Origin of the sequence: Methylophaga frappieri (genome assembly GCF_000260965.1) — a bacterium.
In the GTDB taxonomy this organism is placed as follows: domain Bacteria; phylum Pseudomonadota; class Gammaproteobacteria; order Nitrosococcales; family Methylophagaceae; genus Methylophaga; species Methylophaga frappieri.
On the sequence record NC_017856.1, the window covers coordinates 909922 to 935345 of the forward strand.

Consider the following 25424-nt stretch of genomic DNA (forward strand, 5'->3'; position numbering starts at 1 on the left):
TGCTCAGAAGTTGCCCTGAAACCAACTTTTCATTCTGGCAAGCATCCCCTTAAAACCTTCCGAAATCGCAGTTTCACTGCGTCCGGTACTCACTTGTTCATTGCCAAACAGCAATAAGCCCACCCCGGTTGCGTGAATCGGGTTGCGCACGACCTCTACCAGGCCACCGACGTGTTGTGGCACACCTAGTCTGACTGGGAGATGAAAGACCTCTTCTGCGAGCTCTATCACCCCTTCCATCTTGGCGCTCCCGCCGGTCAACACCACACCCGCCGCAAGCATTTCCTCAAAACCGCTGCGCCGTAACTCAGCCTGAACCAACATCAGCAATTCTTCATAACGAGGCTCGACTACCTCAGCCAGCGTCTGACGCGCTAATTGTCTTGGTGCTCTATCACCAACACTAGGCACTTCAATCGTTTCATCCTCACGGGCTAACTGTGTGAGGGCGCAGGCGTACTTGATCTTGATTTCCTCGGCATACTGGGTCGGTGTCCGTAAGGCCACTGCAATGTCGTTAGTGACCTGATCACCGGCAATCGGAATCACCGCTGTATGACGAATGGCGCCATCCACAAACACCGCAATATCAGAGGTGCCACCGCCAATATCCACCAGACAAACCCCAAGTTCTTTTTCATCGTGACTCAGCACGGAATAGCTCGAGGCCATTTGTTCTAAAATAATGCCGTCAACCGCCAAACCGCAGCGCTCGATACATTTGGTAATGTTTTGTGCGGCACTCACCGCACCGGTAATCAAATGGACTTTGGCTTCCAAACGCACCCCTGACATACCGATTGGTTCGCGGATGCCTTCTTGGTTATCGATAATGAATTCTTGTGGTAACACGTGAAGTAATTGTTGATCGCCCGGGAAATGCACCGCACGTGCCGCATCCAAAACCCGATCCAGATCGCCTTGTGTGACCTCTTTATCGCGAATCGCCACGGTGCCATGGGAGTTCAAGCTGCGAATATGGCTGCCAGCAATGCCGGCGAAAACGGAATGGATTTGGCAGCCCGCCATCAATTCGGCCTCTTCAACCGCTCGTTGGATGGATTGCACGGTTGACTCAATGTTGACCACCACCCCTTTTTTCATTCCCCGTGCTGGGTGTGAACCAATACCAATGATTTCCAGTTGGCTTTCGCTTGGCCCAGCGTCAGGAATAGGCGCGGCAACGATCGCCACCACTTTGGAGGTTCCGATATCCAGTCCGACAATCAGTTCGCGTTCTCGTTTTGACATCATACGGTTCCGTTAAAATCAGGTTTTTGATCAGGTTTCCACTGCACTGCCATACCGTTGGTATAGCGCATATCGATAACCGCGATCTGTGCTTGGTAATCGGTTAGCTGCGCCGCATAAACCTTAATGAATCGCTGCAGTCTCGCCTCACTGTTGGCGCGTCCCAATCGCAGTTGTAATGAATTTTGGAAAGTCATAGCCCAACTGCGACGTTTATCCATATGCAAGCTTTTAATTTTCAAGCCAATGCCATTCAAATCGCGCTGCATTGCCACGAGCCGACGAGACATCATTTCACTACTTCCCGTCGGTCCGTAAAGATGGACCAAACCCGTCGGTAACGTATTCGCTTCGGGATAGAAGACTTGACCACGATGACTAACCAGACCAGCTTTATTCCAACGCGCTACCGCTTGATGCTCTGTCACCACCAGATGCAGCGTATCCGGCCAGACGCGTCTAACTTGAATACTTTCAATCCAGGGTAGTGCCTGTGTAACACGTCGAATTGCTGCCACATCAACATCAACAAAACTGCCTTTGACGTAAGGCCGAACCGCTTGCTGCAAGACATCCCGATCGGTATGACGAATATCACCTTCAATGGTCACATGTCGCACCGGCAAGGTGTCATCATCATGTAAGTAATAGCCGCCGCCAATCAGTGCCAATACCGTCATCAAAGCCAACATCACCCGAATCCGCTGTGGCCAATCGACCGTTTGCTGCGTCTGTGGAAGACGCCGCGTCGCGCCGGCTCGCCGTTGTGCCGCCATTAGTTTTTCTCCTCCAGACTGGTTTCCAAAATGCGCCAACACAACTGTTGGAAATCCAGTCCGGTTTCTCTGGCCGCCATGGGTACCAGCGAATGATCGGTCATCCCCGGCACGCCATTGGCTTCCAGTAAATAAAAATTACCTTGCTGATCAGCCATCACATCAACACGTCCCCAGCCTTTCATCTGCAGGGCATTGAAAGCATCTAATGCCAAAGCCTGACAACGTTTTTCCTGTTCTTCTGTCAGCCCGCAGGGACAGAGATACTCGGTATTGTTGGCATGATATTTAGCTTCAAAGTCATAAAACTCACGGGGTGTCTTGAGTCGAATAACCGGCAAGGCATTGCCTGCTAGAATGCTGGCGGTATACTCGGCGCCGTTAATCCATTGCTCCGCTATCACATCCTGATCAAACTGCAATGCCAAGCGAATCGCCGCTGCAATCGCTTCACCATCAGTCACTTTACTCATGCCAATGCTGGAGCCTTCATGCACGGGCTTGATGACCAAAGGCAGTCCCAGAGCGATAACCAGTTCTTGTGGATCAGTTTCGGCATTGACCAGCCGGAATTTGGGTGTCGACAATGCTTGCTGCTGCCAGATAAGTTTGCTGATGCGTTTATTCATGGACAGCATGGCCCCTGTCACACCACTACCGGTAAACGGAATCGCCATTGCCTGCAGCAATCCTTGAATTTCGCCATCCTCGCCACCACGACCATGCAAAACGATAAAAGCCCGGTCGAACTGGCCTTCACGCAGCGTGATATCGATATGACTGTCCACATCAATACCGACTGCTTCGACGCCTTTTGCCAATAATGCGGATAACACCGCATTACCACTTTTCAGTGAAATCTCTCGTTCAGCGCTGCGGCCGCCCATCAATACCGCAACCCGACCAAACGCTTTAGGATCTGTGATCTGATCCATCATGCCTGCTCTCCAACAATATGAACTTCGGGGGTCAATAACACGCCGTGCTTGGCTTCAACCTGTTGCTGTACTTTTAAAATCAATGCCTCAACATCCGCTGCCATCGCAGATCCATCGTTAACAATAAAATTGGCGTGCTTCTCTGACACACTGGCACCACCTATCCGTACCCCCTTCAAGTCAGCAGACTCAATCAACCTGCCGGCAAAATCACCCGGTGGATTACGAAACACCGAACCCGCACAGGGTTGATTGGCTGGCTGGCTACTATTGCGCTTACGCAGTAACTGCTTAATCAAGTTAGATTCGACCTGCTTATCGCCCGGGCTAAAACGCAGTGTTGCTGAAACAAACCACTCACCTTCCGGCAATTTGACATGACGATAGGCTGTATCGAACGCCTCAGCAGGTCGCTGCATCAATTCTCCATGCCGATTAACTGTTGTTACCGAAGTCACAAACTGCCAGGTTTCACTGCCATGCGCTCCCGCATTCATGGCAAGCGCTCCACCCAATGTGCCAGGGATACCGGACATAAATGCTGCGCCTTGCAAGCCCTGACGTGCTGCTTGTTTGGCGATACGACTGCAATACACACCTGCTTCGGCATGCAATAAATTACCGTCAAATTGCATTGCCTTGAGCGTGCCAGAGGTAGAGATGACCGTGCCGTCAAATCCTTTGTCTCGCACTAATAAATTACTGCCTAAACCTAGCCATAACAGTGGCTCATCGGCAGGGAGTTGCTGCAGAAATCTTGCTAAGTCTGCCTGATCGAATGGCCGATAAAATTGTTTTGCCGGGCCGCCCACCCGCCATGAGGTATGTGATGACAACGGCTCATTGGTACGCAGTTCACCTTGCAAAACTGGTTGCTGGTCAGTCATCAGGATACGCTCTCCATTGTGCTGTCCAACTCGCGCGCAATGCTGCCAATATCGCCCGCCCCCAAAGTCATGACCAGATCACCGTCTGACAGTAATCCGGGCAAAATTTCAAACAATGCCGCCTTATCTTCTGCAAATACGGGTTCAACCTGCCCTCTTAACCGAATGGCACGACACAGGCTGCGTGCATCGGCACCGGCAATTTTGTTTTCACCGGCAGGATAGACTTCAAGCACTACCAGTACGTCAGTCGCTGACAGCACCTGTGCGAAGTCTTCAAATAAATCTCTTGTTCGGGTGTAACGATGTGGTTGAAAAATGACCACGAGACGTTTATCAGGCCACCCAGCTCTGGCAGCCGCCAAGGTAGCAGCGATTTCCGTCGGATGATGTCCATAGTCATCTACCAACATGATTTCGCTACCACTGACCGTTACTTTATTACCCAGCACATTAAAGCGACGACCAACACCGTCAAACTTGCTCAAGGCGGATTGACAAGCCTCAACGCTAACGCCCAAATTACGCGCCACAGCTATTGCTGCAGCGGCATTCAAGGCATTGTGCAAACCCGGCATATTCAGGGTGATGAAATAACGACTGCCAGTTTGCTGCTCAGTAATCGTGAAATTACTCTGCCCCTGGTGCTGATTCAGTTCAGATAATTGAAAATCCGCTTCTGCACTTTCGCCATAGGTGATAAATGGGCGTGTTAGTTCTGGCAAAACACTGACAACTTCCGGATCATCAATACACATGACGGCAAGACCATAAAACGGCAAATGATGCAAAAACTCGATAAAGGTCGCTTTTAATTTATTGAAGTCGCCCGCATAAGTGGCCATGTGGTCATCGTCAATATTGGTCACCACCGCAATCATCGGCTGCAGATATAAAAAAGAAGCATCACTTTCATCTGCTTCTGCGACCAGATAGCGCCCTGTTCCCAATCGCGCATTACTGCCGGCACTATTTAGTCGTCCTCCAATCACAAATGTCGGATCCAGCTCACCCTCACTGAGTACCGCCGCAATTAAACTGGTTGTTGTGGTTTTACCATGCGTACCCGCGACAGCGATGCCGTAACTGAAACGCATGAGCTCAGCCAGCATTTCTGCTCTGGGCACAACTGGAATACGTTGTTCTCGTGCCGCTTGCAGCTCGATATTGTCGTCACTCACCGCCGTAGTGACAACCACCACATCAGCTCCAGCCAAGTAGGCAGGATCGTGACCAATCTGAATATCCGCACCACATTGACGCAAGTGCAGGATCAGATTGTTTTCCGCTAAATCACTACCACTTACCCGATAGCCCAAGTTCAGCAAGACTTCGGCAATGCCACCCATGCCGACACCGCCAATGCCAATGAAGTGAATATGTTTAACCCGACTTTGCATTGCCGCAGTTAGCTTAGCCATTGGCGACCTCCAAACAACGTGCAGCAATGGCATTGGCACTGCCTGTTCTTGCCAGCGTTCTGGCATTTTCGGCCATGGTCAGTAAGCGTTGCCGATCCTGACTAAAGTCATTGAGCAATGCTGATAAGGCCGCAACGGTCAGCGTTTTATCGTCAACCAAAATGGCAGCACCACAATCAGCCAAAGCACTGGCATTTGCTGTTTGATGATCGTCTACCGCATAAGGATAAGGCACCAGAATCGCCGCCACGCCGGCAGCCGCAATTTCAGCAACGGTTAATGCGCCAGCGCGACAAATGACCAAATCTGCCTCAGCATAAGCGGCGGCCATATCAGTAATAAACGTGACGACTTGCGCCGACACCTCTGCATCTTGGTAGGCCTGTTGCGCCATACTGAGATGTTTTTCACCACACTGGTGCTGAATAACGGGTCGTTGTGACTCTGCTAAACAGGCTACCGCTGCCGGTACAACACGATTCAAGCTCTGTGCACCCAGACTTCCACCTAATACCAATATTTTCAAAGGACCCTGACGTCCGGAAAACCGCTCAGCCGGCACTGCCATTGATTCAATTTGCTGGCGTACCGGATTGCCGACCCAGGTTGTTTTTTTGCCTGAAAAACTGTTTTCAAAACCAAGCAACACTTGTTTTGATAAGGGTGCCAACAACTTATTGGTTAACCCAGCAATGGCGTTTTGCTCATGAATCACGACGGGAATCCGGCTCAGCCATGCCGCAACACCACCGGGCCCAGAAGCAAATCCACCGAGCCCCAACACCACATCAGGCTGAAACGCTTTAATGATTTTTCTTGCCTCGGCAATGGCTTTTAACAAACGTAGCGGCGCCATTAGCCAGCCAGTCAACCCATTGCCTCTCAGCCCCTGCGCTGAAATACAATGCAACGTGATTCCAGCCTCAGGCACGAGTCGGTATTCAATGCCACGGCGTGTCCCTATCCAGGCCACGGACACCTGTTGATCACGCAATACTTCCGCAACCGCTAACGCAGGAAACACATGTCCCCCGGTACCGCCAGCCATGATCAATACTTTTTTCATCGCCTGACCCTCGCCGCTGCCATTTCAGGCTGTTTTGTTTCCAGGTCAACGCGTAACAACAAGGCAATGGCGAGACAGACAATTACCAAACTACTGCCACCGTAGCTCATCAGCGGTAAAGTCAGCCCTTTGGTTGGCAAAGCCCCCATGTTAACGCCCATGTTGACGCAAGCCTGAATCCCTAACCAGATGCCTATTCCGTAGGCGAGTTGCGCGCCAAAGTGCTGCCCGGCTAATTCGGCAGCCCGGCCCACTTTTAAAGCACGCCAAATGAAGACGAAAAACAAGGCAATTACCGCCAATGCACCAATTAGCCCAAGCTCCTCAGCAATGATGGAATACAAAAAGTCAGTGTGGGCTTCCGGCAAATAAAACAGCTTTTGCATACTGCTGCCCAGCCCGACTCCCAGCCAATCACCACGGCCAAATGCAATCAAGGCTTGCGTTAACTGAAAGCCACTGCCAAAAGGATCTGCCCAAGGATCCATAAAACTTTGCAGTCGCTGCAAACGATACGGTGCCAACATGACCAACAGATAAAATAAACCGCTTAAAATACCTATCATCAGGCCGAAAATACTGAGTCTCGCGCCGCCTAGAAACAACATAGTCACGACTGTCGATAAGATCACCACAATGGAACCCATATCGGGTTGCAGCAACATCAGGAAGGAAGCGATCCCCAAGAAAAGCATCGGTACGATAATGCTGGACATCGCAGTTTTGACCTGGCCCTGATGACGTTGCAGATAATCAGCGATATAAATAATGGCAAACAACTTGATAAGCTCTGCCACCTGTAAATTGACTGGCCCAAGTGGCAGCCAGCGTGCACTACCATTGACCTCACGGCCAATACCGGGAATTAACACCAGTGCCAGCAGGATGATGCCAACCAGTAACAGTTGGGGTGCTAATTGTTGCCAGACAGAGAGCCGCACAGATAAGACAGCAGCACCAACGCCAAAACCGAGAATGGCATAGACTGTCTGTCTAAAAAATAATACAACGGCTGACCCGACTGGCTTTCCGCCATCGTAATCGAAGCTGAACATACCATGATAAGGCCAATCATCAGCAGTGCCAAAGTGCTGAAAACAATATGCCGATCGAATTCGCGAATCATGGCTGCAACTCCCTGACAGCGTGTTCGAATTGCTGTCCGCGATCAACATAACTGCTGAACATATCAAAGCTGGCACATGCTGGTGAGAGTAAAACCTGCATACCAGATTCGGCAATCAAAGCTGCCTTGTTAACGGCCGCTTTAAGAGAATTGGCGACCTCACGAATGACTGAACCAGGTACCACCTCAGCAATCAACTCAGCTGCGTCACCAATCAATACCACCGCATGCGCATGACGTTCCAGTACCGGCGTCAAGGCATCAAATTGCTGACCCTTACCAACACCACCCAAAATCACGACCTGCTTACCGTTTGCTGACAATCCTTCAATCGCTGCCAGCGTCGCGCCGACGTTGGTTGCTTTCGAGTCGTTATACCATTTGACGCCACGGCGTTCTCTCACCAACCGACACCGGTGCGGCAAGCCTTTAAACTCTCGCAAAGCCGATAACATGGCGCTGGTCGACAATCCCATCACATTGCCTAGTGCCAGCGCAGCCAGAGCATTAGACAGGTTATGTTGGCCTGCAATCTTAAGTTCATTGACGGACAGCAGTTCATAATCACCCTGACAAATCCACCAGCTGTCGTCGACGCTACGTAATCCAAAGTCTGGACCATCACACGGTTTGAGACTAAAACCGACAATCTGCCGCTGATTGTCAGCCAAGGCCATGACGACCGGATCATCACGATTGACAACCATGACACCGTCACCTTGGAAAATACGTGCTTTGGCCGCAATATATTCATTAAGACTATCGTACCGGTCTAAATGATCTGCACTGATGTTGAGTACGGCAGCAGCAAACGCGTTGAGACTGCGAACAGTTTCAAGCTGAAAACTGGACAATTCAAGAATGTAGAAATCCGGTACCGGCTGACTCAATAATTCCAATGCTGGCGTCCCCAGATTGCCGCCCGCCAGAACTTGCCGTCCGGACAGCTGTGCCATCAGCGTGACCAGGGTCGTTACCGTACTTTTTCCATTGGAGCCGGTTATCGCGATCACCGGCGCCTTGGCATATCGGGCAAATAATTCAATATCACCAACAATTTCAACGCCGGCAGCCCGCGCTGTCTGGATTTCCGGTAAACGGGGGTCAATCCCCGGACTCAAGACGATTTGACCGGCCTGTAGCAGCCAATCAGCAGACAAACCACCCGTATGAATGAGAACTTCGGGATGGTTCTGCTGGATTGTCACCAGTTCAGGTGGCTGTTCCCGCGTATCCATCATCGCTACATCAACGCCCTGCTCAAGCATAAATCGTGCACAAGCCAAGCCGGTTTGTCCCAAACCGACAATCACACAGTTTTTTGGCAGGATCGCGTTCGTCGTCATCTTATTTTCAACGTCGCCAGACCGATTAACACGAGGAAAACGGTAATGATCCAAAAGCGCACGATAATGCGCGGCTCAGGCCATCCCTTAAGTTCGTAGTGATGATGAATCGGGGCCATTAAAAACACCCGCTTGCCTCGCAGTTTGTATGAGGCAACCTGAATCATGACGGACAAGGTCTCCACCACGAATACCCCACCCATGATCAGTAAAACCAATTCCTGCCGAACAATGACGGCAACAACGCCCAGCGCTGCGCCCAGTGCTAAGGCGCCAACATCCCCCATGAAAACCTGCGCTGGATAAGTGTTAAACCAGAGAAAACCTAAGCCAGCACCCACCATCGCAGCACAAAAAATCGTTAATTCACCACTCCCCGGCACGAATGGAATTTGCAGATACCGTGAAAACTCCGCATGACCAGAAACATAAGCAAATAAACCCAATGCAGCCCCAACCATGACCGTAGGCATAATCGCCAGCCCATCGAGCCCATCCGTCAGATTGACCGCATTGCTACTCCCGACAATAACCAAGTACGTCAGCAGCAGATACCAACCGCCAAGGGGGATCAGAATTTCTTTAAAAAACGGGACGATTAATGTGGTTTCAGCGGGGACCGTGGCAGAAAAGTACAAAAATGCAGCCGCACCGCCACCAACAACTGACTGCCAGAAATATTTATATCGGCTAATCAACCCCTTGGCATCCTGACGGACTAATTTAATGTAATCATCCACAAAGCCGATGACACCGAATAGTAGCGTCACCAGTAACACCACCCACACATAGCGATTACCCAAATCTGCCCATAGCAAGGTGCTAATAGCAATGGCAACCAGAATCAGCGATCCCCCCATTGTTGGGGTGCCTTTTTTGGTGAAATGACTTTCCGGTCCGTCTTGACGTACCACCTGACCAATCTGCCGAAAGCTCAAATGCCGAATCATTACTGGGCCGACCAGCAAGGCGATGCCTAACGCAGTCATCACGCCAAGAATGGCACGCAAAGTCAGATACTGAAAAACATGGAAGCCACTGTAAAACTGGCTCAGATATTCACTTAGAAACAATAACATCAGCGTCCTCCTCCACTGACCAGCAAGTCGGCCAGTTTGTCGAGTTGCATAAATCGTGAGCCTTTAATCAAACACGTCACCCCAGCAGCAAGTTGCCGCTGAAGCGCTTCCTGAAGAGCCTCGATATTTTCAAAATGTTGGCTGCCTTTACCGAACTGTTTCGCGGCAAGCACACTTTGCGACCCCACCGTAAACAATTTTTCAATCCCTGCCAGACGGGCGTCTTCACCCATCTGCTGGTGGATTTGCTCGCTGCCTTCGCCTAACTCAGCAAAATCACCCAGCACCAACCAGCGCGCACCCGAAAAATGCTTCAACGTCTGTAATGCTTCGGTAAAAGAGCCCGGGTTGGCGTTATAGGTATCGTCAATCAAAATTGCTTGTGTTGCTGCAGTTCTGATTTGCAGACGATGCGGCACTGGCTTCATGCTGGCCAGACCTTTGAGCATGTCTTCAGCCGCGACATCCAGTGTCTGACAGACCGCAATCGCTGCGAGTGCGTTGCAAATATTATGTGGCCCGGGTAACGGCAAACTGACAAAGTGACAGACATCATCTAAGCGCACCATAAAATGGCTGCCTGCAGGGGTAGACTGACAATCCAGCGCAGTAATTTCGGCCTCGTCATGCAGACCAAAAGTGATCTGATCACGTGTTCCGATCTGCGATTTCCAGATAGTCTGATAGGGCATACCTGCATTGATAACGGCCGTGCCTGATTTTGACAGGCCGACAAATATTTCCCCTTTTGCTTTGGCTATGCCTTCCAGCGTGCCAAAGCCCTCCAGATGCGCTGCGGCAATATTATTGATAACCGCTATATCAGGTTGCGCTATCTCGGCCAGCAACGTCATTTCGCCCGGGTGATTTATGCCCATTTCGACCACAGCATATTGATGTTCTGCTTTAAGCCGCGTAAGCGTAAGTGGCACACCAAGGTCATTGTTAAAATTGCCTTGAGTGGCAATCACATGATGCCGTTGCGACAATATGGCATGAATCATTTCTTTGACGGTGGTTTTACCATTGCTGCCGGTCACACCGATAATGGTCGCTTGACTCTGTTGGCGCCAAATTTTGGCTAATTGCTGATAAGCCAACCGCACATCTGCTACACAAAGTTGCGGTAAGGGATCCTCAACCTGCCGGCTCACCAGCGCTGCAACTGCTCCAGCCTCACGAGCCGAGGCAAGATAGTCATGCCCATCTACCTGTTCACCGGCAAGGGCAATAAATAAATCCCCTTTTTTGACTTTCCGGCTGTCTATGGCTGTGCCAGTGACGTTGATGTCTGCCACCTGAATAGCACCATTCAACTGAGTTGCCAGTTGCTGCAATGTCATCGGCAAACTCATACTGAAACCCCACTGTTGTGTTCACGTTGTCGAAGTGCATCTAAGGCAACTTCGACATCACTGAATGGTGTGCGTACACCTTGTTTTTCTTGATAATTCTCATGACCTTTGCCAGCAATCAACACCATGTCTTCATGTTGTGCTGTTTGAATGGCATAAAAAATCGCATCGCGCCGTTCTGTTTTCACCATTGCGCGCTCTGGATGGCTTAAACCACCGAGAATCTCGTTGTGAATGTATTCGCTGGCTTCATCTCTGGGATTATCATCAGTGATGACCAAGTGGTCTGCCGATTGCTCTGCAGCCGCCCCCATCAAGGCACGTTTGCCGCGATCCCGATTGCCTCCACATCCAAACACACACCACAAGGCCGATGTCGTTGCGACATGCTTGCGCATGGCGATTAAGGCAAGCGCCAATGCTGATGGTGTATGGGCAAAATCGACAACAACGGTTGGGAAAGCGGGTTGTTGCACGAGTTGCATTCTGCCCGGAACGGCTTTCAAATCAGGTAAGTGATTCGCAATCTGTTCAGCTGACCAGCCCAATTGTGAGAGGATGCCGGCTGTTACCAATATGTTGTCGATATTAAATTCACCCAGCAAGCTAACTGAAACGGTTTTTTTGCTTGCCTTCATCATGAAATCAAACTGCATACCAGTCATGGTCATGCCAATATTTTGTGCCGATACAAAGGCGGAAGGATGCTGACCGACCAGACAAGTATTGATGCCTTTAGCCGCTAGGTTAGTTGCGGATTCAGACACAAAATCATCATCTATATTGAGTACTGCGGATCGAACACCTGACAAATCAAATAATTTCATTTTTGCCGCGCCATAGCGCTGCATATCACCATGGTAATCAAGATGATCGCGGCTCAAGTTGGTGAATGCAGCGATATCGATGTTCACGGCATTCAACCGCCCTTGTTCAAGGGCATGAGATGAGGCTTCAATCACGACAAACTTAATACCAGCATCGCGCATATCAGCAAGCTGATGCTGGACTTCAACTGGACTGGGGGTGGTCATGCCTGATTCCGTCAACTGACCATAACGGCCCACTCCCAACGTCCCAATTACCCCACAAGGCTCGCCTGATATCTCCAACATCTGGGCGACGAATTGACTCACAGAGGTTTTGCCATTGGTACCCGTTACTGCCATCACCGTCATGGCCTGACTGGGCTGGTGGTAAAACCTGTCAGCCAACAGGCTAATGTGTTGATCCAAATCGTTAATCATGACAACCGGTAATGATGACGTAATGGCAGATTGCTCCGTCTCAACCACGATTGCGACAGCACCTGCGTTTTCTGCTTGAGTGATATGTAATTGACGTTGGGGCATATCTTTAGCCGTAGCGATAAACAAGTCGCCCGCTGTCACTGTCCGACTATCCATGCTAAGCCCAGTCACCATCACGTCTACCGAGAGCGGCGACGTCAGATCTTGAATCAGTTGATTTAATACCATCATGACTGACCGGCCATTTGTAAGTGGTCTGCCGGTAACGCGTCTGGCGCAATATTCAATAATCGCATGGCCCCGGTCATCACTTCGGCAAATACCGGCGCAGCAACAGCGCCACCGTAATATTCATCGCCGCCGGGTGAGTCCACCATAACAACCATGGCCAGACGTGGCTCACTTGCGGGAATCAGGCCTGCAAAAACAGATTGGTATTCTGATTCGGTGTAGCCACCCGTGGCACTCGTCTTTTTCACTGTGCCGGTTTTACCAGCAACACGGTAATTCACGACTGCAGCGCGGGTCGCGGTTCCGCCCGGTTGCACCGTTAATTCCATCATTTTGCGTACTTTGCCAATCAAATCACTGGCAAAGACTCGTCTGCCAGGCATCGGTTTGTCTTGTTTTAAAAAAGTGATATCGCGCAGAACGCCGCCATTGCCGATGACAGCATAAGCACGCGCTAATTGCAGGGCATTGGTTGCCAGTCCATAGCCATAAGCCAGTGTGGCCCGATCCAGTTTTCGCCAATCTCGCGGATCCGGTAAATGACCTTCCGCCTCCCCAGGGAAATAACCGCCGGTGGGGGAGCCAAGGCCAAAGGCGGCAAAATCCTGCCACAGATCATTCGGATCTAATTCCAATGCAATTTTGCTGGAGGCGATATTGCTGGAAACCTGAATAAGACGCGCTAGATCGATTTCACCATAATCTCGAAAATCACGGATGGAATGACCTGAAACGCGAAACACGCCAGGATGCGTATTGATAATGGTTTGCTCGTCAAAGAGTCCCGATTTCAAGCCACTTAATACCGTAAAAGGTTTTACCGTTGAACCCGGCTCAAACAAATCGGTCACCGCCCGGTTTCTAAAATCAGAGCTCCGTAACCCAGTCCGATTATTCGGGTTAAATGCCGGCTGATTTGCCATCGCCAGTACTTCACCTGTTTTCACATCGACTATGACCGCTGTACCGCCCACCGCCTGATGCGCCTTCACAGCAGATTTCAAGGCATTGTAGGTCAAATACTGCAGACGTAAATCCATACTGATTTGCAGATTTTCACCCGCTTTAGCTGCCCGAATTTGTTCCCCGCCACCGACATAATTGCCTCGACTGTCGCGAATCATTCGCTTCAGCCCAGGCACGCCGGTCAACGTTGGCTCATAAATTAATTCCAGGCCTTCCTGTCCAACATCATCAATATTAGTAAAGCCCAGCATATGCGCACTGACTTCAGCGGTTGGGTAATAGCGTTTGTATTCTCGCTGCAAGGCAACACCAGGGACTTTGAGCTGTTTTACTTGTGCAGCCAAAGCCGGCGTAATGCGACGCTTGATATAGACAAACTCGCGTTTGCCATAATTGGCAATCTTCTCTTGTAAACCACTCAAACTGACATTTAACAGATTAGCCACTTTATCCAGATTCGGACTGTCCGCCCGGGTTACCTGTGGATTAAGCCAGACAGAGTGCACCGGCGTACTAATTGCCAAAGGCTCGCCATGGCGATCCAAAATCATGCCCCGGTGCGCAACAACTGGCACATTTCGCAAATGACGAGCATCGCCTTGATTACGTAAAAACTCGTTATTGAGAATCTGAATATCAACCAAACGCCACAACAAACCAGCAACCACCAGCACGAAGCCGGCACGCACGATATTTAATCGCCAGCCATGTGTTGCTTTTGCAGAATGGCGACTCATGGCGTCACCATCACTGTCTCAGCAGCAGTTGGTACATACATATCCAACTGCTGTCTGGCCTGCTGTTCTACTCGTCCCGGACTGCCCCACGTGCTTTGTTCGAGCAGTAAACGTCCCCACTCTTCATTTAGCGCATCTCGCTCATTTTCAAGTTGTTGCATGAGTACAAACGTACTGCGGCCAGTATGCTTGGTTACTACTACGGCAACCGCTGACGCCAGCACCAATAACATCATGATCAGCAACGGCAAATCGCTGCGCATATTCGAAAGCAACGTTGACAACATCATGCCAACTTCTCCGCAACCCGCATCACCGCGCTGCGAGCTCGCGGATTGTCCGCTAACTCGGCTTCCTCGGCACGAATGGCTTTACCGATAATTTTCAATCGCGGATTCAGCTCTGCAGCGCGCACTGGGAAATGGGCGGGCAGGTCATCGCCCTTGGCTTGATCTCGAAAATAGCGTTTAACAATCCGGTCTTCCAACGAATGGAAACTAATCACCACTAACCGACCGCCAACAGCCAACACATCAAGTGCTTGTGCCAGCACCTGCGTTAATTCACCTAATTCATCATTGATAAAAATACGGATCGCTTGGAAGGTTCGTGTCGCAGGATGTTTAAATTTATCCTTCACGGGACTTGCCTTGTCGACCAACTCTGCTAATTGGCGTGTCGTCGTTAACGGTTGCTCAAGGCGTTGCTCACAAATTGCTCTGGCAATCCGTTTACCGAACCGCTCTTCACCCAATTCTTTGATGACGCTTGCGATCTCACTTTCTTCAGCTTCTGCCAACCATTGTGCAGCGCTTATCCCTTGACTGGTATCCATACGCATATCTAAGGGCCCGTCGTGTAAAAAACTGAAGCCGCGTTCTGGTTGATCCAATTGCGGTGATGACACGCCAATATCCAGCAAAATACCGTTTACGCGTTGTTGCCAGAGCCGACCAAAAACAACTTGTTCCAGTTCTGAAAAGGCGCAGTGCGCAATTGAGAAGCGGGGATCTTCGGCCGCCAGAACTTGCCCCACTGAAATAGCCTGTGGATCCCGGTCAAGCCCTAACAAACGGCCTGAAGCATCTAGTTGATCTAAAATTTTACGGCTATGACCACCGCGGCCAAAGGTGGCATCGACATAGAGACCGTCAGGCTGAATAGCCAGTGCGGTTACGGCCTCGTTAAGTAAGACCGATGCATGTTTTGAGTGGCTGTTGGTCATTGTCCGCCCTAAATTGACAGGCTTTCCAGCTCAGCCGGTAAAATCTCATCAAAGTCTTCTTGCAGACAGTCATCCATGAGCGTATTCCAGGTTTGTTCATCCCAGAGCTCAAATTTATTCCCTTGGCCTATCATCACCATGTTTTTGTCCAGCCCTGCAAATTCGCGCAACTTGGCCGGCAGCAAAATCCGACCATTACCATCCATTTCACATTCGGTGGCATAACCCAGCAACATACGTTTTAAACGGCGAACTTGTGGATTGAGACTTGGCAATGCAGTCAGTTTTTTTTCCACTGACTCCCACTCAGGCAAGGGATATAACTGCAGACAATGATCAGAATGATCAATGGTGATCACCAGCCGGCCCTCACAACAGACATCAAGATGCTTACGGAACTTGGCTGGTATTGCCATCCGCCCTTTTGCATCCAGATTAAATGTTGCAACGCCTCGAAACACAGCTCTTCCTCAAGATGATCCACAAAGATCCACTTTTCACCACTTATCGACACTATAGGAGGGCAGATCAGACAAGTCAAGCACGAAAATAAACAAAATCCTCTTTTTATGACAAGGACTTAGCGCTGTTTTGTCTTGGTGGGAGAAAAGTCGATTGCGGTCCTGACAAGGACTGTTTTTTTATCAAAAAACTGGCACGGGAAGTTAAAGTAAATTCTAGAAGATCTGCCAACACAGGCTGCTAAAATAAAAATGCTGGCAGAATTTTCGAGTACGTCACAAAGAAAAAATTGAGATGGCCGATAAGCCGGGTTCTGTCGTGGACAATCATTCATCTGGGACAGATGTCACCATCTGCCTCAAGCAACCTACCCGGGAACCATGCGGGTCGCATGTTGTGCCGAAACACGTGTTCCCCTATTTGGTCTTGCTCCAGGTGGGGTTTACCTTGCCGTTGCTGTTGCCAGCCGCGCGGTGCGCTCTTACCGCACCATTTCACCCTTACCCGGCTGCAGACGCAAATCTTACATCACCGGGCGGTATTCTTTCTGTTGCACTTGCCGTGGACTCACGCCCCCCAGGCGTTACCTGGCACCTTACCCTTTGGAGCCCGGACTTTCCTCACTGAATTATCTCAGCGCGATTGTCTGGCCATCTCAGGCTGGGTATTTTACGCAAGCCAGTTTATTTCTGCTGAAGTTTCAATGCTAACTGGTAAGCCGCATTTTTACTTACTGATAGCCATTGCGCCGTAATGGCTGCGGCTTTTTTAACCGACATTTCGGGCAACAACAGCGTCAATAATTGTTGCATGGCTTGTTCATCAGCTGTGATTGCAGCGGGAGCACCGGCAATCAACAAAACAATTTCGCCTTTTTGCTGATTCAGGTCATTCGTAACCCACTCCGTTAATACTGCAAGCGGCGCGGTTTTAATGGTTTCGTGAATCTTGGTCAATTCCCGGGCCAGCGTTGCTTGACGATCCGGACCAAATATCTGCTGACAATCTTGCAGCGTTGCCGCAATGCGTTTTGGGCTTTCGTAAAAAATCAGGGTTCGTGTTTCATGAATAAATTGCTGAAGCGTGTGTTGCCGTGCGAAGACTTTGGGGGGGAGAAACCCCTCAAAAGCAAATCTATTTGATGCCAGACCAGCCGCGGACAACGCTGCGATAAGCGCACTACAGCCCGGAATTGGCACGACTTGAATACCGGCCTCAATAACGCGTGTCACTAAACGATAACCAGGATCGTTGATCAACGGCGTACCCGCATCTGAAATCAAGGCAATCGACTCACCAGCCTGCAATTTTTGCAGCAAGACATCACTACGCTGCTGCTCATTGTGTTCGTGCAATGAAATGGTTGGCGTGGCAATTTGATAATGTGTCAGCAAGTACTTACTGTGACGCGTATCTTCAGCGGCTATTAAGTTCACCTGATTAAGGGTTTCAACAGCCCGAAAACTGATATCGGCCAGATTACCAATCGGCGTCGCAACAATATATAAGATGCCCGGAGTTGGGTCTGTCACAATGTTTTCCTGATTAATCACTCGGTTCTGGTCGTAATATACGCGAACAGGTAAGATGATGCTTCCCTAGTACATTAAGAGAATCCGGACACCATGCGTCGACTTTCTGCCTTAATTATGATGTTTCTGCTGGTTTCGTTGACTGCCTGTCAGCCAGGCGCATTAGATCGCAGGGACAGCTTGCCTCTGGCAGATGAACTTATCTCCGAAGCAGAACAAAGCGGAGAATTGGCACAGGCTGCCGAAGCCTATCTCAACAAAGCCGAATCAAGCGAGGGCGCTTTGCAAGCTGCTTATTACTATCGTGCCGCCAGTGTCAGTTATGCGCTGGAAGATTATCCCCGTGCAGCCGAAATTCTGAACTTGATCGATATCAACAAACTGGCACCAGCCGATCAAATTGAGGCTTTGCTGTTGCAGTCTGAAATAGCCTTGTTATTAAACCAGCCAACGGCAGCCCTTGCCACTTTAAACCAAGTGGATACGGCGAATGCAAATAGTGAGCAACAACAGCGCAGGCTGTCGCTGAAAATTGAGGCTTATGCACTCAACGAAAATGATTTGGATAAAGCCCTGACTCACCTTGAACTGGATCCGCTACTGAGCGCCAATGCGCAACGCGAGAACCGCGAAGCTCTATGGGCATCATTGATGGCTCTGAGTCCACAGCAGTTGGATTTGTTTAATCCGGGACACCCCCCGGCAGAAGATAGTGGCTGGTTCGCGTTGGCTTATGCCATCACAGCCTATCAGAACAATCCTGAGGCGCTGGATGTCGCCATCGAGAATTGGTACATCACCTACCCGAATCACCCAGCTGATGCAGAAAGTTACCGAGCGGAAGTCAAACCTGTTTTTGCATTACCGGATGCTATCGGCCATGTTGCCGTGCTGTTGCCTGAGTCAGGTGCCATTGCAGGCGCGGCAAATGCGGTCAAGCAAGGCATTATCGCGGCACACTTTGCCCAAGGTGCGAATCGCCAACTGACTTTTTATGACACCAGTCAGCGTGGTGGTGTCACCGAAGCCTATCGTCAGGCCACCTCCGCTGGCGCCAGTATCGTGATTGGCCCTTTGGATAAGCAGGCTGTTCAGCAATTGGCAGATTTTGAGCCATTACCCATACCGATTCTGGCGTTAAATCGTATTTCAACGACACAATCCTTGCCTGCCCATTTCTTTCAATTTGGTCTCGCTCCCGAAGATGAAGCGGTATCCGCGGCCAACTTCGCGCTGAAACAGGGTTATCAACGTGCGCTGGTCATTGGCCCGGAAAGCACCTGGGGAGAGCGGGTAATAAGAGGCTTTGAACAAGCTTGGCGTGAACAGGGAGGTATTGTGGTAAGAAGTACCCGCTATCGGGAATCGCAAAGTGATTTTGCGGAAATCATTAAGCCCCTGTTCGCCTTGACCGATAGTGAGTACCGACGTAAGTCGCTGCAAAACACATTAAGTCGGACACTCGAGTTTGAACCACGCAGACGGCAAGACGTTGATTTTATCTTTATGGTTGCCAATCCGGTGAAAGGTCGTCAGTTAACGCCACAATTTCGATTTCACCGTTCTGGTCAGCTGCCGGTTCTCAGTACCTCTCATGTTTACGAAGGTACAGAAAACCCACGTCAGGATATTGATTTGAATGGCATTATCATTAGCGACATTCCTTGGTTACTCAACCAAGATCAGGATGTCATTTACCAGGGGTTACTGAATCAGGCGACCGGTGACCGCGGCAGTTTCCTGCGCTTGGCGGCGATGGGCGTCGATGCGTATCAATTGATTGATGCGTTAACAGAGATGAATCAAAATCAACAGGTTTTTGAAGGTGTCACCGGACAGTTAAGTATTGATGAGGCTGGTCATATTGACCGGCAGTTACCACAGGGCACATTTCAAGACGGAAAACTTCAGGCCATTACGGAGACTGAATGACACAACGCCGCAAAGGATTGCAGGCAGAACAACTGGCATGCGCTTACTTAGAAGCACAAGGCTTGCGTTTGCTGTCAAAAAATTATTACAGCCGCCGCGGTGAAATTGACCTGATCATGCAAGAAGCCAACACCATTGTCTTTATTGAAGTCAAAGCGCGGCATGAAAGCCAGTACGGTAGTGCACTGGAAACCATTACAATTCAAAAACAGTCACGTATTATCGCCACAGCACAGCATTATATTCAGCAACACCAGATACAAAATCCCTGTCGTTTTGATGCTGTGGCTATCCGGTTTTTCCGCGAGAATACCGTTGAAAAAGCCGTTGTATCCGACTGGATCCGTGATGCCTTTCAGGTAAACTGAGCCAAACTCACGGTAGACTATTAATTCCTTTGGTTAAATGAGGTTGATTACATGCGTGGTATAAAACTGATTGGTCTGACAGTGATTCTTGCTGTTTTGCAGGGCTGTGCTGCTGCCGTGGTAGGCGGGGGTGCGGCGACGGGGGCTGCCGTTGCGGTTGATCGCCGTACGACAGGCGCCATGATTGATGATCAGGGCATTGAGTTTAAGGCGAGTTCTGAAATTTATAAGAATAAAGATATCCATGATCAGAGCCATATTAACGTCACCAGTTTTAATGGTGTTGTCCTAGTTACCGGGGAAACCCCATCAGCAGCGCTGAAAAAATCCGTTACCAATATCATTCAAGATATCCCCCGTGTTCGAAAGGTTTACAATGAATTGGCTATTCTGGCACCCAGTGCGGTTGCCTCACGCACCAGTGATACTTGGATAACCTCAAAGGTAAAATCCAAATTATTGGCTGATAAAACCACTAAAGGCCTGAATACCAAAGTCGTCACTGAACGCGGTATTGTTTACCTGATGGGTAAAATCAAACGCAATGAATCCGATAATGTCGTGCGGGTTGTTCGCAGTACCGGAGGGGTACAAAAAGTGGTTAAAGTTTTTGAATATATCGACTAAAACCAACTCACATTAAAAGCCCCGCCCAAGCGGGGCTTTTATTTAAAATGGTTTGACCACAGCAAGAATAACGATAGCAATCAAAATAAATACCGGCAATTCATTGAACCAGCGAAAAAACACATGGCTACGACGATTACAACCACGGGCAAATTGGCGTAAATAGTATCCACAGACGGCGTGATAAACAATCAGTAAGCCCACAAGTGTCAACTTGGCATGCAACCATCCCATCTGCACCAGTTGCGCGGTAGGATAAAAGCTGGCGAGCCAGACACCGAACAGGATTGTCAATATCGCACTCGGGGTCATAATACCGCGATATAGCTTCCGCTCCATCACCTTAAAACGATCCTTGCCTGCCTGATCAGCGGTTTGTGCGTGGTAGACAAACAAACGTGGTAAGTAAAACAAGGCTGCAAACCAAGTTACAACGAAAATAAGGTGAAATGCTTTAACCCAGAGCATGATAACCCTCTATTGAATGATGCTAAACTCGATCGTATCAGCTACGGAGCGCACTATGTCAGACACCTTGACCGAACAACGCCGCTTTACACGTATCCCCTTCTCGGCAATCGCACACCTCCACTCTGGCCAAACCGAGTCGTACCGTGATTGCCAGGTGCTTGATCTGTCTCTAAACGGCTTACTGATGCAAATTCCACAAAATTGGCAAGGCAAGCTGGGGCAGTCTTTTTCAATATTACTGCAAGTTAGCGACGATCAGATTGAAATCACGATGCAAGCCAAAGTCGCGCATATTTCTTCCACCGCGGTTGGTTTTCAATGTCAACAAATTGATTTGGACAGTATCAGTCACCTGAAGAAATTAATTGCTTTAAACTTGGGGGATGAACGTCTTCTGGATCGCCAGCTCCTCGCCTTAACGCAGAGTTTAAAGCCAACTACTTCGTAACATTTCAATCGCCGCGGATAAGTGCTGAACTGGCTTTACTTGCATTTCTTTAATCGGTTTTTTAGGGGCATTTGCAGTTGGCACAATCGCCATCTTAAAACCGTGTTTTGCCGCATCGCGAATCCGCTCTTCCCCACCCTGAACGGGACGAATTTCCCCTGTTAGCCCAACCTCGCCAAATAAAACCAAATCATGAGGAAGCGCCTTATTCCTCAAGCTGGAGATGACGGCGGCTAATACAGCAAGGTCTGCACCAGTTTCGCTCAGCTTGACACCACCCACGACATTGATAAACACATCCTGATCATGGCAGGTAATGCCGCCGTGTCGATGCAAAATGGCCAACAACATCGCCAGCCTGTTTTGTTCCAGACCAACTGTGACCCGACGTGGATTACCCAGCTGGCTTTCATCCACCAATGCCTGGACTTCAACCAGCATTGGTCTACTCCCTTCCCGAATCACCGTGATGACACTGCCTGGCACTGCCTGCTCGCCGCGCGACAAGAAGATTGCGGAAGGATTGCTGACTTCGCGTAAACCCAGCTCAGTCATCGCAAATACGCCCAGCTCATTGACGGCGCCGAAACGATTTTTGACTGCTCGAAGAATCCGATACCGTGTCGAGCTATCTCCCTCAAAGTATAAAACCGTATCCACCATATGTTCGAGAACACGTGGCCCAGCCAACGCACCCTGTTTGGTAACATGCCCAACCAGAATCATCGTGGTACCGCTGGATTTAGCGAATCGTACCAGCTGAGCCGCGCTCTCACGCACTTGGGCAACCGTGCCAGGAGCAGACTGCAGTAATTCTGTGAAAACAGTCTGGATAGAGTCAATCACCATGACTTGCGGTTGTCGTTGCGTTGCCGTTTGGATCATTTGTTCGGCATGAGTTTCTGCTAAAAGATCGACTGGCGTCTCTTGTAATTGAAGTCGTTCAGCACGAAGTTTAATCTGCTGTAATGATTCTTCACCACTGACATAAAGTGGGTTGAGACCATTTGTGGCAGCCATCATCGCCATGGCCTGCAATAATAGTGTTGATTTGCCAATTCCTGGATCGCCGCCAATTAAGACAACGGATCCTGTCACTAATCCTCCACCCAGCACCCGATCCAGTTCCGGCAATCCCGTCGACCAACGAACCGCTTGTTCTGATGTGACTTCTTGTAATCGCTGTACTTGCGGCTGTTGTTGTCCGGCATAGCCACTGTGTCGACTAATCATTGCTTGTGCAGACGAACCCGCCTGAACTTCTTCTGTCAGGCTGTTCCAGGCACCGCAATCATTGCAACGCCCGGCCCATTGCGGTGTTTGTGCCCCACACTCGCGGCAAATATAAATCCGTTTCGACTTAGCCATTGACGACTTTCCTGGTAACACGACCCGCTAACACCGTTGTTAACTCATAAGGAATTGTCTGTGCGGCCTTTGCTTGTGCCTCAACGGGTAATAACGGCGTTCCCCAGAGTGTCACCTGATCGCCAGTGGTCGCTTCAGGACAGTCATCCAACAAAATACAAATTGTGTCCATGGAAACGCGGCCAATAACTGGCAGTAATGTCTCACGAATCACCACTTGACCTCGGTTTGTCAGATGTCGGCTAAAACCATCGCCATAGCCGATACTCACTACGCCCATGCGACAAGAGTGGACTGCCACCCACTCGCCGCCATAGCCAACCTGATCACCCTTTTGTAATTGTTGTGTTGCAATTAACACGGATTGGAGTTGCATCGCTGGCTGTAGCCCCAAGTCAAGACCAGATTGATCTGCAAATGGCGAAATACCATATAGCATTAGCCCAGGCCTCACCCAATCATGATGGCTGTCCGGCAAATTTAGCACAGCCGCGGAATTCGCCACACAAATTGGCAGCTCTGTCTCCTCAGCCAAGTCTTTTATGACATCAAGTTGACTTGCATTACGCGGGTCATCTCGCAAATCAGAGTTTGCAAAGTGACTCATCAAGCCGACTTTGTCCGGGAAAACTTGAATCAACGCCGCAATCAACTCACGGATAACCGATGCAGACAAGCCCAGGCGATGCATACCGGTTTCCAGCATCAGCCAGACAAAGGGGATGCGATTCGCTGACGGATGACGCAACCAATTAACATGCGCTTGCTGATGAATCACCGGACATAAAGCAAATTCGGCTGCAAGTTGCATCTGTTGCAGGCTGTGCACGCCCTCAAGGATCACAATACGTTGTTCAAAACCAAGTTTGCGCAGTTGAATCGCTTCGTCAAGCCGTGCCACCGCAAAGGCATCGCTGTCTGATAATGCTGCCGCCACCTGAGCAACACCATGACCGTAAGCATCCGCCTTGATAACCGACATCACCTGGCTTTGTGGTGCCAGTTGACGCACTTTTTTCAGATTATGACGCAGCGCGCTCAGATCGATACGGGCAAAGGGGAAGTTGTTCACAAATCGCCATCACCATAATCTTGATAATAGGCAGGGGCAAAGTTTTCAAACCGGGTGTATTTACCCTGAAAAGTCAGCGCGACGGTCCCAATCGGGCCATTCCGCTGTTTACCAATAATGATCTCCGCTTTACCTTTATCTGCCGAGTCCGCGTTATACACTTCATCGCGATAAATAAAGACAATCACATCGGCATCCTGCTCTATCGCGCCAGATTCACGCAAGTCCGACATTACCGGCCGTTTATTTGGTCTTTGCTCCAGAGAACGGTTCAACTGTGACAACGCAATCACCGGGACATTCAGCTCTTTGGCGAGTCCTTTTAATGACCGGGAAATTTCAGAAATTTCTGTTGCTCTGTTTTCGGCCTGACGTCCCTGACTTCCCGACTGCATCAGCTGTAAATAATCAACGATAATGAGGCTCAAACCATGTTCGCGTTTAAGCCTTCTTGCCCGGGCACGCAATTCTGTGGGGGATAAACCACCGGTATCATCGATAAATAACGGCGCATCATTGAGCAGTTGGATGGCCGAAGTCAGCCGTGGCCAGTCTTCATCGTTGAGTTTACCGGTCCGCAGACGATGCTGATCAATTCGCCCCAAGGAAGAGAGCATCCGCATGGCCAGAGAATCTGCCGGCATCTCCATGCTGAATACCGCAACGGGCTGCTTGGCTTGGATGGCCGCATTTTCTGCCAGATTCATGGCAAAAGTGGTCTTGCCCATAGATGGCCGGCCAGCAACAATAATCAGGTCAGCCGGTTGCAACCCTGAGGTTTGCTCATCAAAATCGACAAAGCCAGAAGGCAGGCCGGTAACGCCACTGTCTTGTTCAAAAAGCTCATCAATCCGATTCACAACAGAGCTGAGCACTTCTTTGACCTGAACAAAGCCATTACCACGACGAGCGCCTTTTTCGGCAATTTCAAAGACCTGCTTCTCTGCGTCATCAAGCAGATTCTCGCTGGTTCGACCTTCGGTACGAAACGCCATATTGGCGATGCGATTTCCAGTCTGAATTAATTGCCGCAGAATTGACCGCTCACGGACAATGTTGGCATAAGCAGCAATGTTGGCCGCGCTTGGCGTATTACGGGTTAAGGCACCGAGATAGGCAAGATCACCGACCTTGTCAAGTTCATCTCGCTGGTCATGATATTCCGCCAGCGTAACGACATCAACGGGCTGGGCCCGCTCCATCAAATATTCAATAGCACGGAAAATAAGTTGGTGATCACGCCGATAAAAATCTTGCTCAACAACTACATCGGCAACTTGTTCCCAAGTGCTGTTATCAAGCATCAACCCACCCAGCACAGACTGTTCTGCTTCGACTGAATGAGGCGGGACCTTTAAATCCTGCGTGGCATTATCCTGAAAATCATCGGAATAATTTATTTGTTCCACAGGCAGACATCCCAGGATAGTTGGCGTTTATTAATCGATAGCACACCATAACACACAGGCAAGGCTGCCTGTGTGTTAGAT

Annotated in this window: 24 protein-coding genes and 1 other RNA gene; 4 read left to right on the plus strand and 21 right to left on the minus strand. The window is 49.8% G+C overall.

Going from position 1 to position 25424, the window contains the following annotated elements:
* Positions 1 to 3: 3 nt before the first annotated feature.
* The 17 genes from ftsA to rsmI form a co-directional block, all read right to left on the minus strand.
* A complete protein-coding gene (gene ftsA, locus Q7C_RS04195; RefSeq protein WP_014703454.1) occupies positions 4 to 1251 on the minus strand; it encodes a cell division protein FtsA in 1248 nt (415 codons plus the stop codon).
* A complete protein-coding gene (locus Q7C_RS04200; RefSeq protein WP_014703455.1) occupies positions 1251 to 2027 on the minus strand; it encodes a cell division protein FtsQ/DivIB in 777 nt (258 codons plus the stop codon). The genes ftsA and Q7C_RS04200 overlap by 1 nt, the downstream gene beginning before the upstream one ends.
* Positions 2027 to 2965 carry a D-alanine--D-alanine ligase gene (locus Q7C_RS04205; protein WP_014703456.1) on the minus strand — a complete coding sequence of 313 codons (939 nt, stop codon included), beginning with the start codon at positions 2963 to 2965 and terminating at the stop codon, positions 2027 to 2029. Before Q7C_RS04205 ends, Q7C_RS04200 begins: the two co-directional genes overlap by 1 nt.
* On the minus strand, positions 2962 to 3852 hold the full coding sequence (gene murB, locus Q7C_RS04210) for a UDP-N-acetylmuramate dehydrogenase (RefSeq protein ID WP_014703457.1): 891 nt from the start codon (positions 3850 to 3852) through the stop codon (positions 2962 to 2964). Before murB ends, Q7C_RS04205 begins: the two co-directional genes overlap by 4 nt.
* Positions 3852 to 5273, minus strand: coding sequence for a UDP-N-acetylmuramate--L-alanine ligase (gene murC, locus Q7C_RS04215; protein ID WP_014703458.1), 1422 nt, complete (start codon positions 5271 to 5273; stop codon positions 3852 to 3854). Before murC ends, murB begins: the two co-directional genes overlap by 1 nt.
* Positions 5266 to 6339 (minus strand): undecaprenyldiphospho-muramoylpentapeptide beta-N-acetylglucosaminyltransferase, encoded by a 1074-nt coding sequence (murG, locus tag Q7C_RS04220; RefSeq protein WP_014703459.1) that lies wholly within the window; start codon positions 6337 to 6339, stop codon positions 5266 to 5268. The genes murC and murG overlap by 8 nt, the downstream gene beginning before the upstream one ends.
* Positions 6336 to 7394, minus strand: a complete 1059-nt coding sequence (gene ftsW, locus Q7C_RS04225) for a putative lipid II flippase FtsW (protein WP_014703460.1) — start codon at positions 7392 to 7394, stop codon at positions 6336 to 6338. The genes murG and ftsW overlap by 4 nt, the downstream gene beginning before the upstream one ends.
* 67 nt (positions 7395 to 7461) lie before the next feature.
* The gene (gene murD / locus Q7C_RS04230) at positions 7462 to 8811 is read right to left on the minus strand and encodes a UDP-N-acetylmuramoyl-L-alanine--D-glutamate ligase (protein ID WP_014703461.1); all 1350 of its coding nucleotides are present in this window, start codon (positions 8809 to 8811) and stop codon (positions 7462 to 7464) included.
* On the minus strand, positions 8808 to 9890 hold the full coding sequence (gene mraY / locus Q7C_RS04235) for a phospho-N-acetylmuramoyl-pentapeptide-transferase (protein WP_014703462.1): 1083 nt from the start codon (positions 9888 to 9890) through the stop codon (positions 8808 to 8810). Before mraY ends, murD begins: the two co-directional genes overlap by 4 nt.
* Positions 9890 to 11245 carry a UDP-N-acetylmuramoyl-tripeptide--D-alanyl-D-alanine ligase gene (locus Q7C_RS04240; protein ID WP_014703463.1) on the minus strand — a complete coding sequence of 452 codons (1356 nt, stop codon included), beginning with the start codon at positions 11243 to 11245 and terminating at the stop codon, positions 9890 to 9892. The genes mraY and Q7C_RS04240 overlap by 1 nt, the downstream gene beginning before the upstream one ends.
* On the minus strand, positions 11242 to 12726 hold the full coding sequence (locus Q7C_RS04245; protein ID WP_014703464.1) for a UDP-N-acetylmuramoyl-L-alanyl-D-glutamate--2,6-diaminopimelate ligase: 1485 nt from the start codon (positions 12724 to 12726) through the stop codon (positions 11242 to 11244). Before Q7C_RS04245 ends, Q7C_RS04240 begins: the two co-directional genes overlap by 4 nt.
* Complete coding sequence (locus Q7C_RS04250) at positions 12723 to 14429, minus strand: peptidoglycan D,D-transpeptidase FtsI family protein (protein ID WP_014703465.1); 1707 nt, start codon at positions 14427 to 14429, stop codon at positions 12723 to 12725. Before Q7C_RS04250 ends, Q7C_RS04245 begins: the two co-directional genes overlap by 4 nt.
* On the minus strand, positions 14426 to 14719 hold the full coding sequence (gene ftsL / locus Q7C_RS04255; protein WP_014703466.1) for a cell division protein FtsL: 294 nt from the start codon (positions 14717 to 14719) through the stop codon (positions 14426 to 14428). The genes Q7C_RS04250 and ftsL overlap by 4 nt, the downstream gene beginning before the upstream one ends.
* Positions 14716 to 15654 (minus strand): 16S rRNA (cytosine(1402)-N(4))-methyltransferase RsmH, encoded by a 939-nt coding sequence (gene rsmH / locus Q7C_RS04260; protein WP_014703467.1) that lies wholly within the window; start codon positions 15652 to 15654, stop codon positions 14716 to 14718. Before rsmH ends, ftsL begins: the two co-directional genes overlap by 4 nt.
* An 8-nt stretch (positions 15655 to 15662) precedes the next feature.
* The gene (gene mraZ, locus Q7C_RS04265) at positions 15663 to 16115 is read right to left on the minus strand and encodes a division/cell wall cluster transcriptional repressor MraZ (protein ID WP_014703468.1); all 453 of its coding nucleotides are present in this window, start codon (positions 16113 to 16115) and stop codon (positions 15663 to 15665) included.
* A 287-nt stretch (positions 16116 to 16402) separates the two neighbouring features.
* Positions 16403 to 16774: RNase P RNA component class A (gene rnpB / locus Q7C_RS13415), an RNA gene on the minus strand.
* Positions 16775 to 16799: 25 nt separating this feature from the next.
* Complete coding sequence (rsmI, locus tag Q7C_RS04270; protein ID WP_014703469.1) at positions 16800 to 17648, minus strand: 16S rRNA (cytidine(1402)-2'-O)-methyltransferase; 849 nt, start codon at positions 17646 to 17648, stop codon at positions 16800 to 16802.
* Between the two features lie 93 nt (positions 17649 to 17741).
* On the opposite strand from rsmI, the gene Q7C_RS04275 reads away from it, so the two are divergent.
* From Q7C_RS04275 to Q7C_RS04285, 3 genes are read left to right on the plus strand one after another with little or no spacing between them, the layout of a single operon-like run.
* Positions 17742 to 19580, plus strand: coding sequence for a penicillin-binding protein activator (locus Q7C_RS04275; RefSeq protein WP_014703470.1), 1839 nt, complete (start codon positions 17742 to 17744; stop codon positions 19578 to 19580).
* On the plus strand, positions 19577 to 19948 hold the full coding sequence (locus Q7C_RS04280) for a YraN family protein (protein WP_014703471.1): 372 nt from the start codon (positions 19577 to 19579) through the stop codon (positions 19946 to 19948). The genes Q7C_RS04275 and Q7C_RS04280 overlap by 4 nt, the downstream gene beginning before the upstream one ends.
* Positions 19949 to 19999: 51 nt before the next feature.
* On the plus strand, positions 20000 to 20575 hold the full coding sequence (locus Q7C_RS04285) for a BON domain-containing protein (protein ID WP_014703472.1): 576 nt from the start codon (positions 20000 to 20002) through the stop codon (positions 20573 to 20575).
* Between the two features lie 42 nt (positions 20576 to 20617).
* On the opposite strand, the gene hemJ is transcribed toward Q7C_RS04285, so the two are convergent.
* Positions 20618 to 21043, minus strand: coding sequence for a protoporphyrinogen oxidase HemJ (gene hemJ / locus Q7C_RS04290; RefSeq protein WP_014703473.1), 426 nt, complete (start codon positions 21041 to 21043; stop codon positions 20618 to 20620).
* 55 nt (positions 21044 to 21098) lie between these two features.
* On the opposite strand from hemJ, the gene Q7C_RS04295 reads away from it, so the two are divergent.
* Positions 21099 to 21494 carry a PilZ domain-containing protein gene (locus Q7C_RS04295; protein ID WP_014703474.1) on the plus strand — a complete coding sequence of 132 codons (396 nt, stop codon included), beginning with the start codon at positions 21099 to 21101 and terminating at the stop codon, positions 21492 to 21494.
* Here Q7C_RS04295 and radA read toward each other — a convergent pair.
* Genes radA through dnaB form a run of 3 tightly spaced genes read right to left on the minus strand, consistent with a single transcriptional unit; the run spans position 21474 to position 25343 of the window.
* Positions 21474 to 22862: a DNA repair protein RadA gene (gene radA / locus Q7C_RS04300; RefSeq protein WP_014703475.1), complete on the minus strand. Its 1389-nt coding sequence runs from the start codon at positions 22860 to 22862 to the stop codon at positions 21474 to 21476. The two genes, Q7C_RS04295 and radA, sit on opposite strands and share 21 nt — an antisense overlap.
* Positions 22855 to 23934, minus strand: a complete 1080-nt coding sequence (gene alr, locus Q7C_RS04305) for an alanine racemase (protein ID WP_014703476.1) — start codon at positions 23932 to 23934, stop codon at positions 22855 to 22857. The genes radA and alr overlap by 8 nt, the downstream gene beginning before the upstream one ends.
* On the minus strand, positions 23931 to 25343 hold the full coding sequence (gene dnaB / locus Q7C_RS04310; RefSeq protein WP_014703477.1) for a replicative DNA helicase: 1413 nt from the start codon (positions 25341 to 25343) through the stop codon (positions 23931 to 23933). The genes alr and dnaB overlap by 4 nt, the downstream gene beginning before the upstream one ends.
* Positions 25344 to 25424: the final 81 nt, after the last annotated feature.

Coding starts and splice junctions, on each gene's coding strand:
- ftsA (WP_014703454.1), bottom strand. CDS start 1,251: ATGTCAAAACGAGAACGCGAACTGATTGTCGGACTGGATATCGGAACC.
- Q7C_RS04200 (WP_014703455.1), bottom strand. CDS start 2,027: ATGGCGGCACAACGGCGAGCCGGCGCGACGCGGCGTCTTCCACAGACG.
- Q7C_RS04205 (WP_014703456.1), bottom strand. CDS start 2,965: ATGATGGATCAGATCACAGATCCTAAAGCGTTTGGTCGGGTTGCGGTA.
- murB (WP_014703457.1), bottom strand. CDS start 3,852: ATGACTGACCAGCAACCAGTTTTGCAAGGTGAACTGCGTACCAATGAG.
- murC (WP_014703458.1), bottom strand. CDS start 5,273: ATGGCTAAGCTAACTGCGGCAATGCAAAGTCGGGTTAAACATATTCAC.
- murG (WP_014703459.1), bottom strand. CDS start 6,339: ATGAAAAAAGTATTGATCATGGCTGGCGGTACCGGGGGACATGTGTTT.
- ftsW (WP_014703460.1), bottom strand. CDS start 7,394: ATGTTCAGCTTCGATTACGATGGCGGAAAGCCAGTCGGGTCAGCCGTT.
- murD (WP_014703461.1), bottom strand. CDS start 8,811: ATGACGACGAACGCGATCCTGCCAAAAAACTGTGTGATTGTCGGTTTG.
- mraY (WP_014703462.1), bottom strand. CDS start 9,890: ATGTTATTGTTTCTAAGTGAATATCTGAGCCAGTTTTACAGTGGCTTC.
- Q7C_RS04240 (WP_014703463.1), bottom strand. CDS start 11,245: ATGAGTTTGCCGATGACATTGCAGCAACTGGCAACTCAGTTGAATGGT.
- Q7C_RS04245 (WP_014703464.1), bottom strand. CDS start 12,726: ATGATGGTATTAAATCAACTGATTCAAGATCTGACGTCGCCGCTCTCG.
- Q7C_RS04250 (WP_014703465.1), bottom strand. CDS start 14,429: ATGAGTCGCCATTCTGCAAAAGCAACACATGGCTGGCGATTAAATATC.
- ftsL (WP_014703466.1), bottom strand. CDS start 14,719: ATGATGTTGTCAACGTTGCTTTCGAATATGCGCAGCGATTTGCCGTTG.
- rsmH (WP_014703467.1), bottom strand. CDS start 15,654: ATGACCAACAGCCACTCAAAACATGCATCGGTCTTACTTAACGAGGCC.
- Q7C_RS04275 (WP_014703470.1), top strand. CDS start 17,742: ATGCGTCGACTTTCTGCCTTAATTATGATGTTTCTGCTGGTTTCGTTG.
- Q7C_RS04280 (WP_014703471.1), top strand. CDS start 19,577: ATGACACAACGCCGCAAAGGATTGCAGGCAGAACAACTGGCATGCGCT.
- Q7C_RS04285 (WP_014703472.1), top strand. CDS start 20,000: ATGCGTGGTATAAAACTGATTGGTCTGACAGTGATTCTTGCTGTTTTG.
- hemJ (WP_014703473.1), bottom strand. CDS start 21,043: ATGCTCTGGGTTAAAGCATTTCACCTTATTTTCGTTGTAACTTGGTTT.
- Q7C_RS04295 (WP_014703474.1), top strand. CDS start 21,099: ATGTCAGACACCTTGACCGAACAACGCCGCTTTACACGTATCCCCTTC.
- radA (WP_014703475.1), bottom strand. CDS start 22,862: ATGGCTAAGTCGAAACGGATTTATATTTGCCGCGAGTGTGGGGCACAA.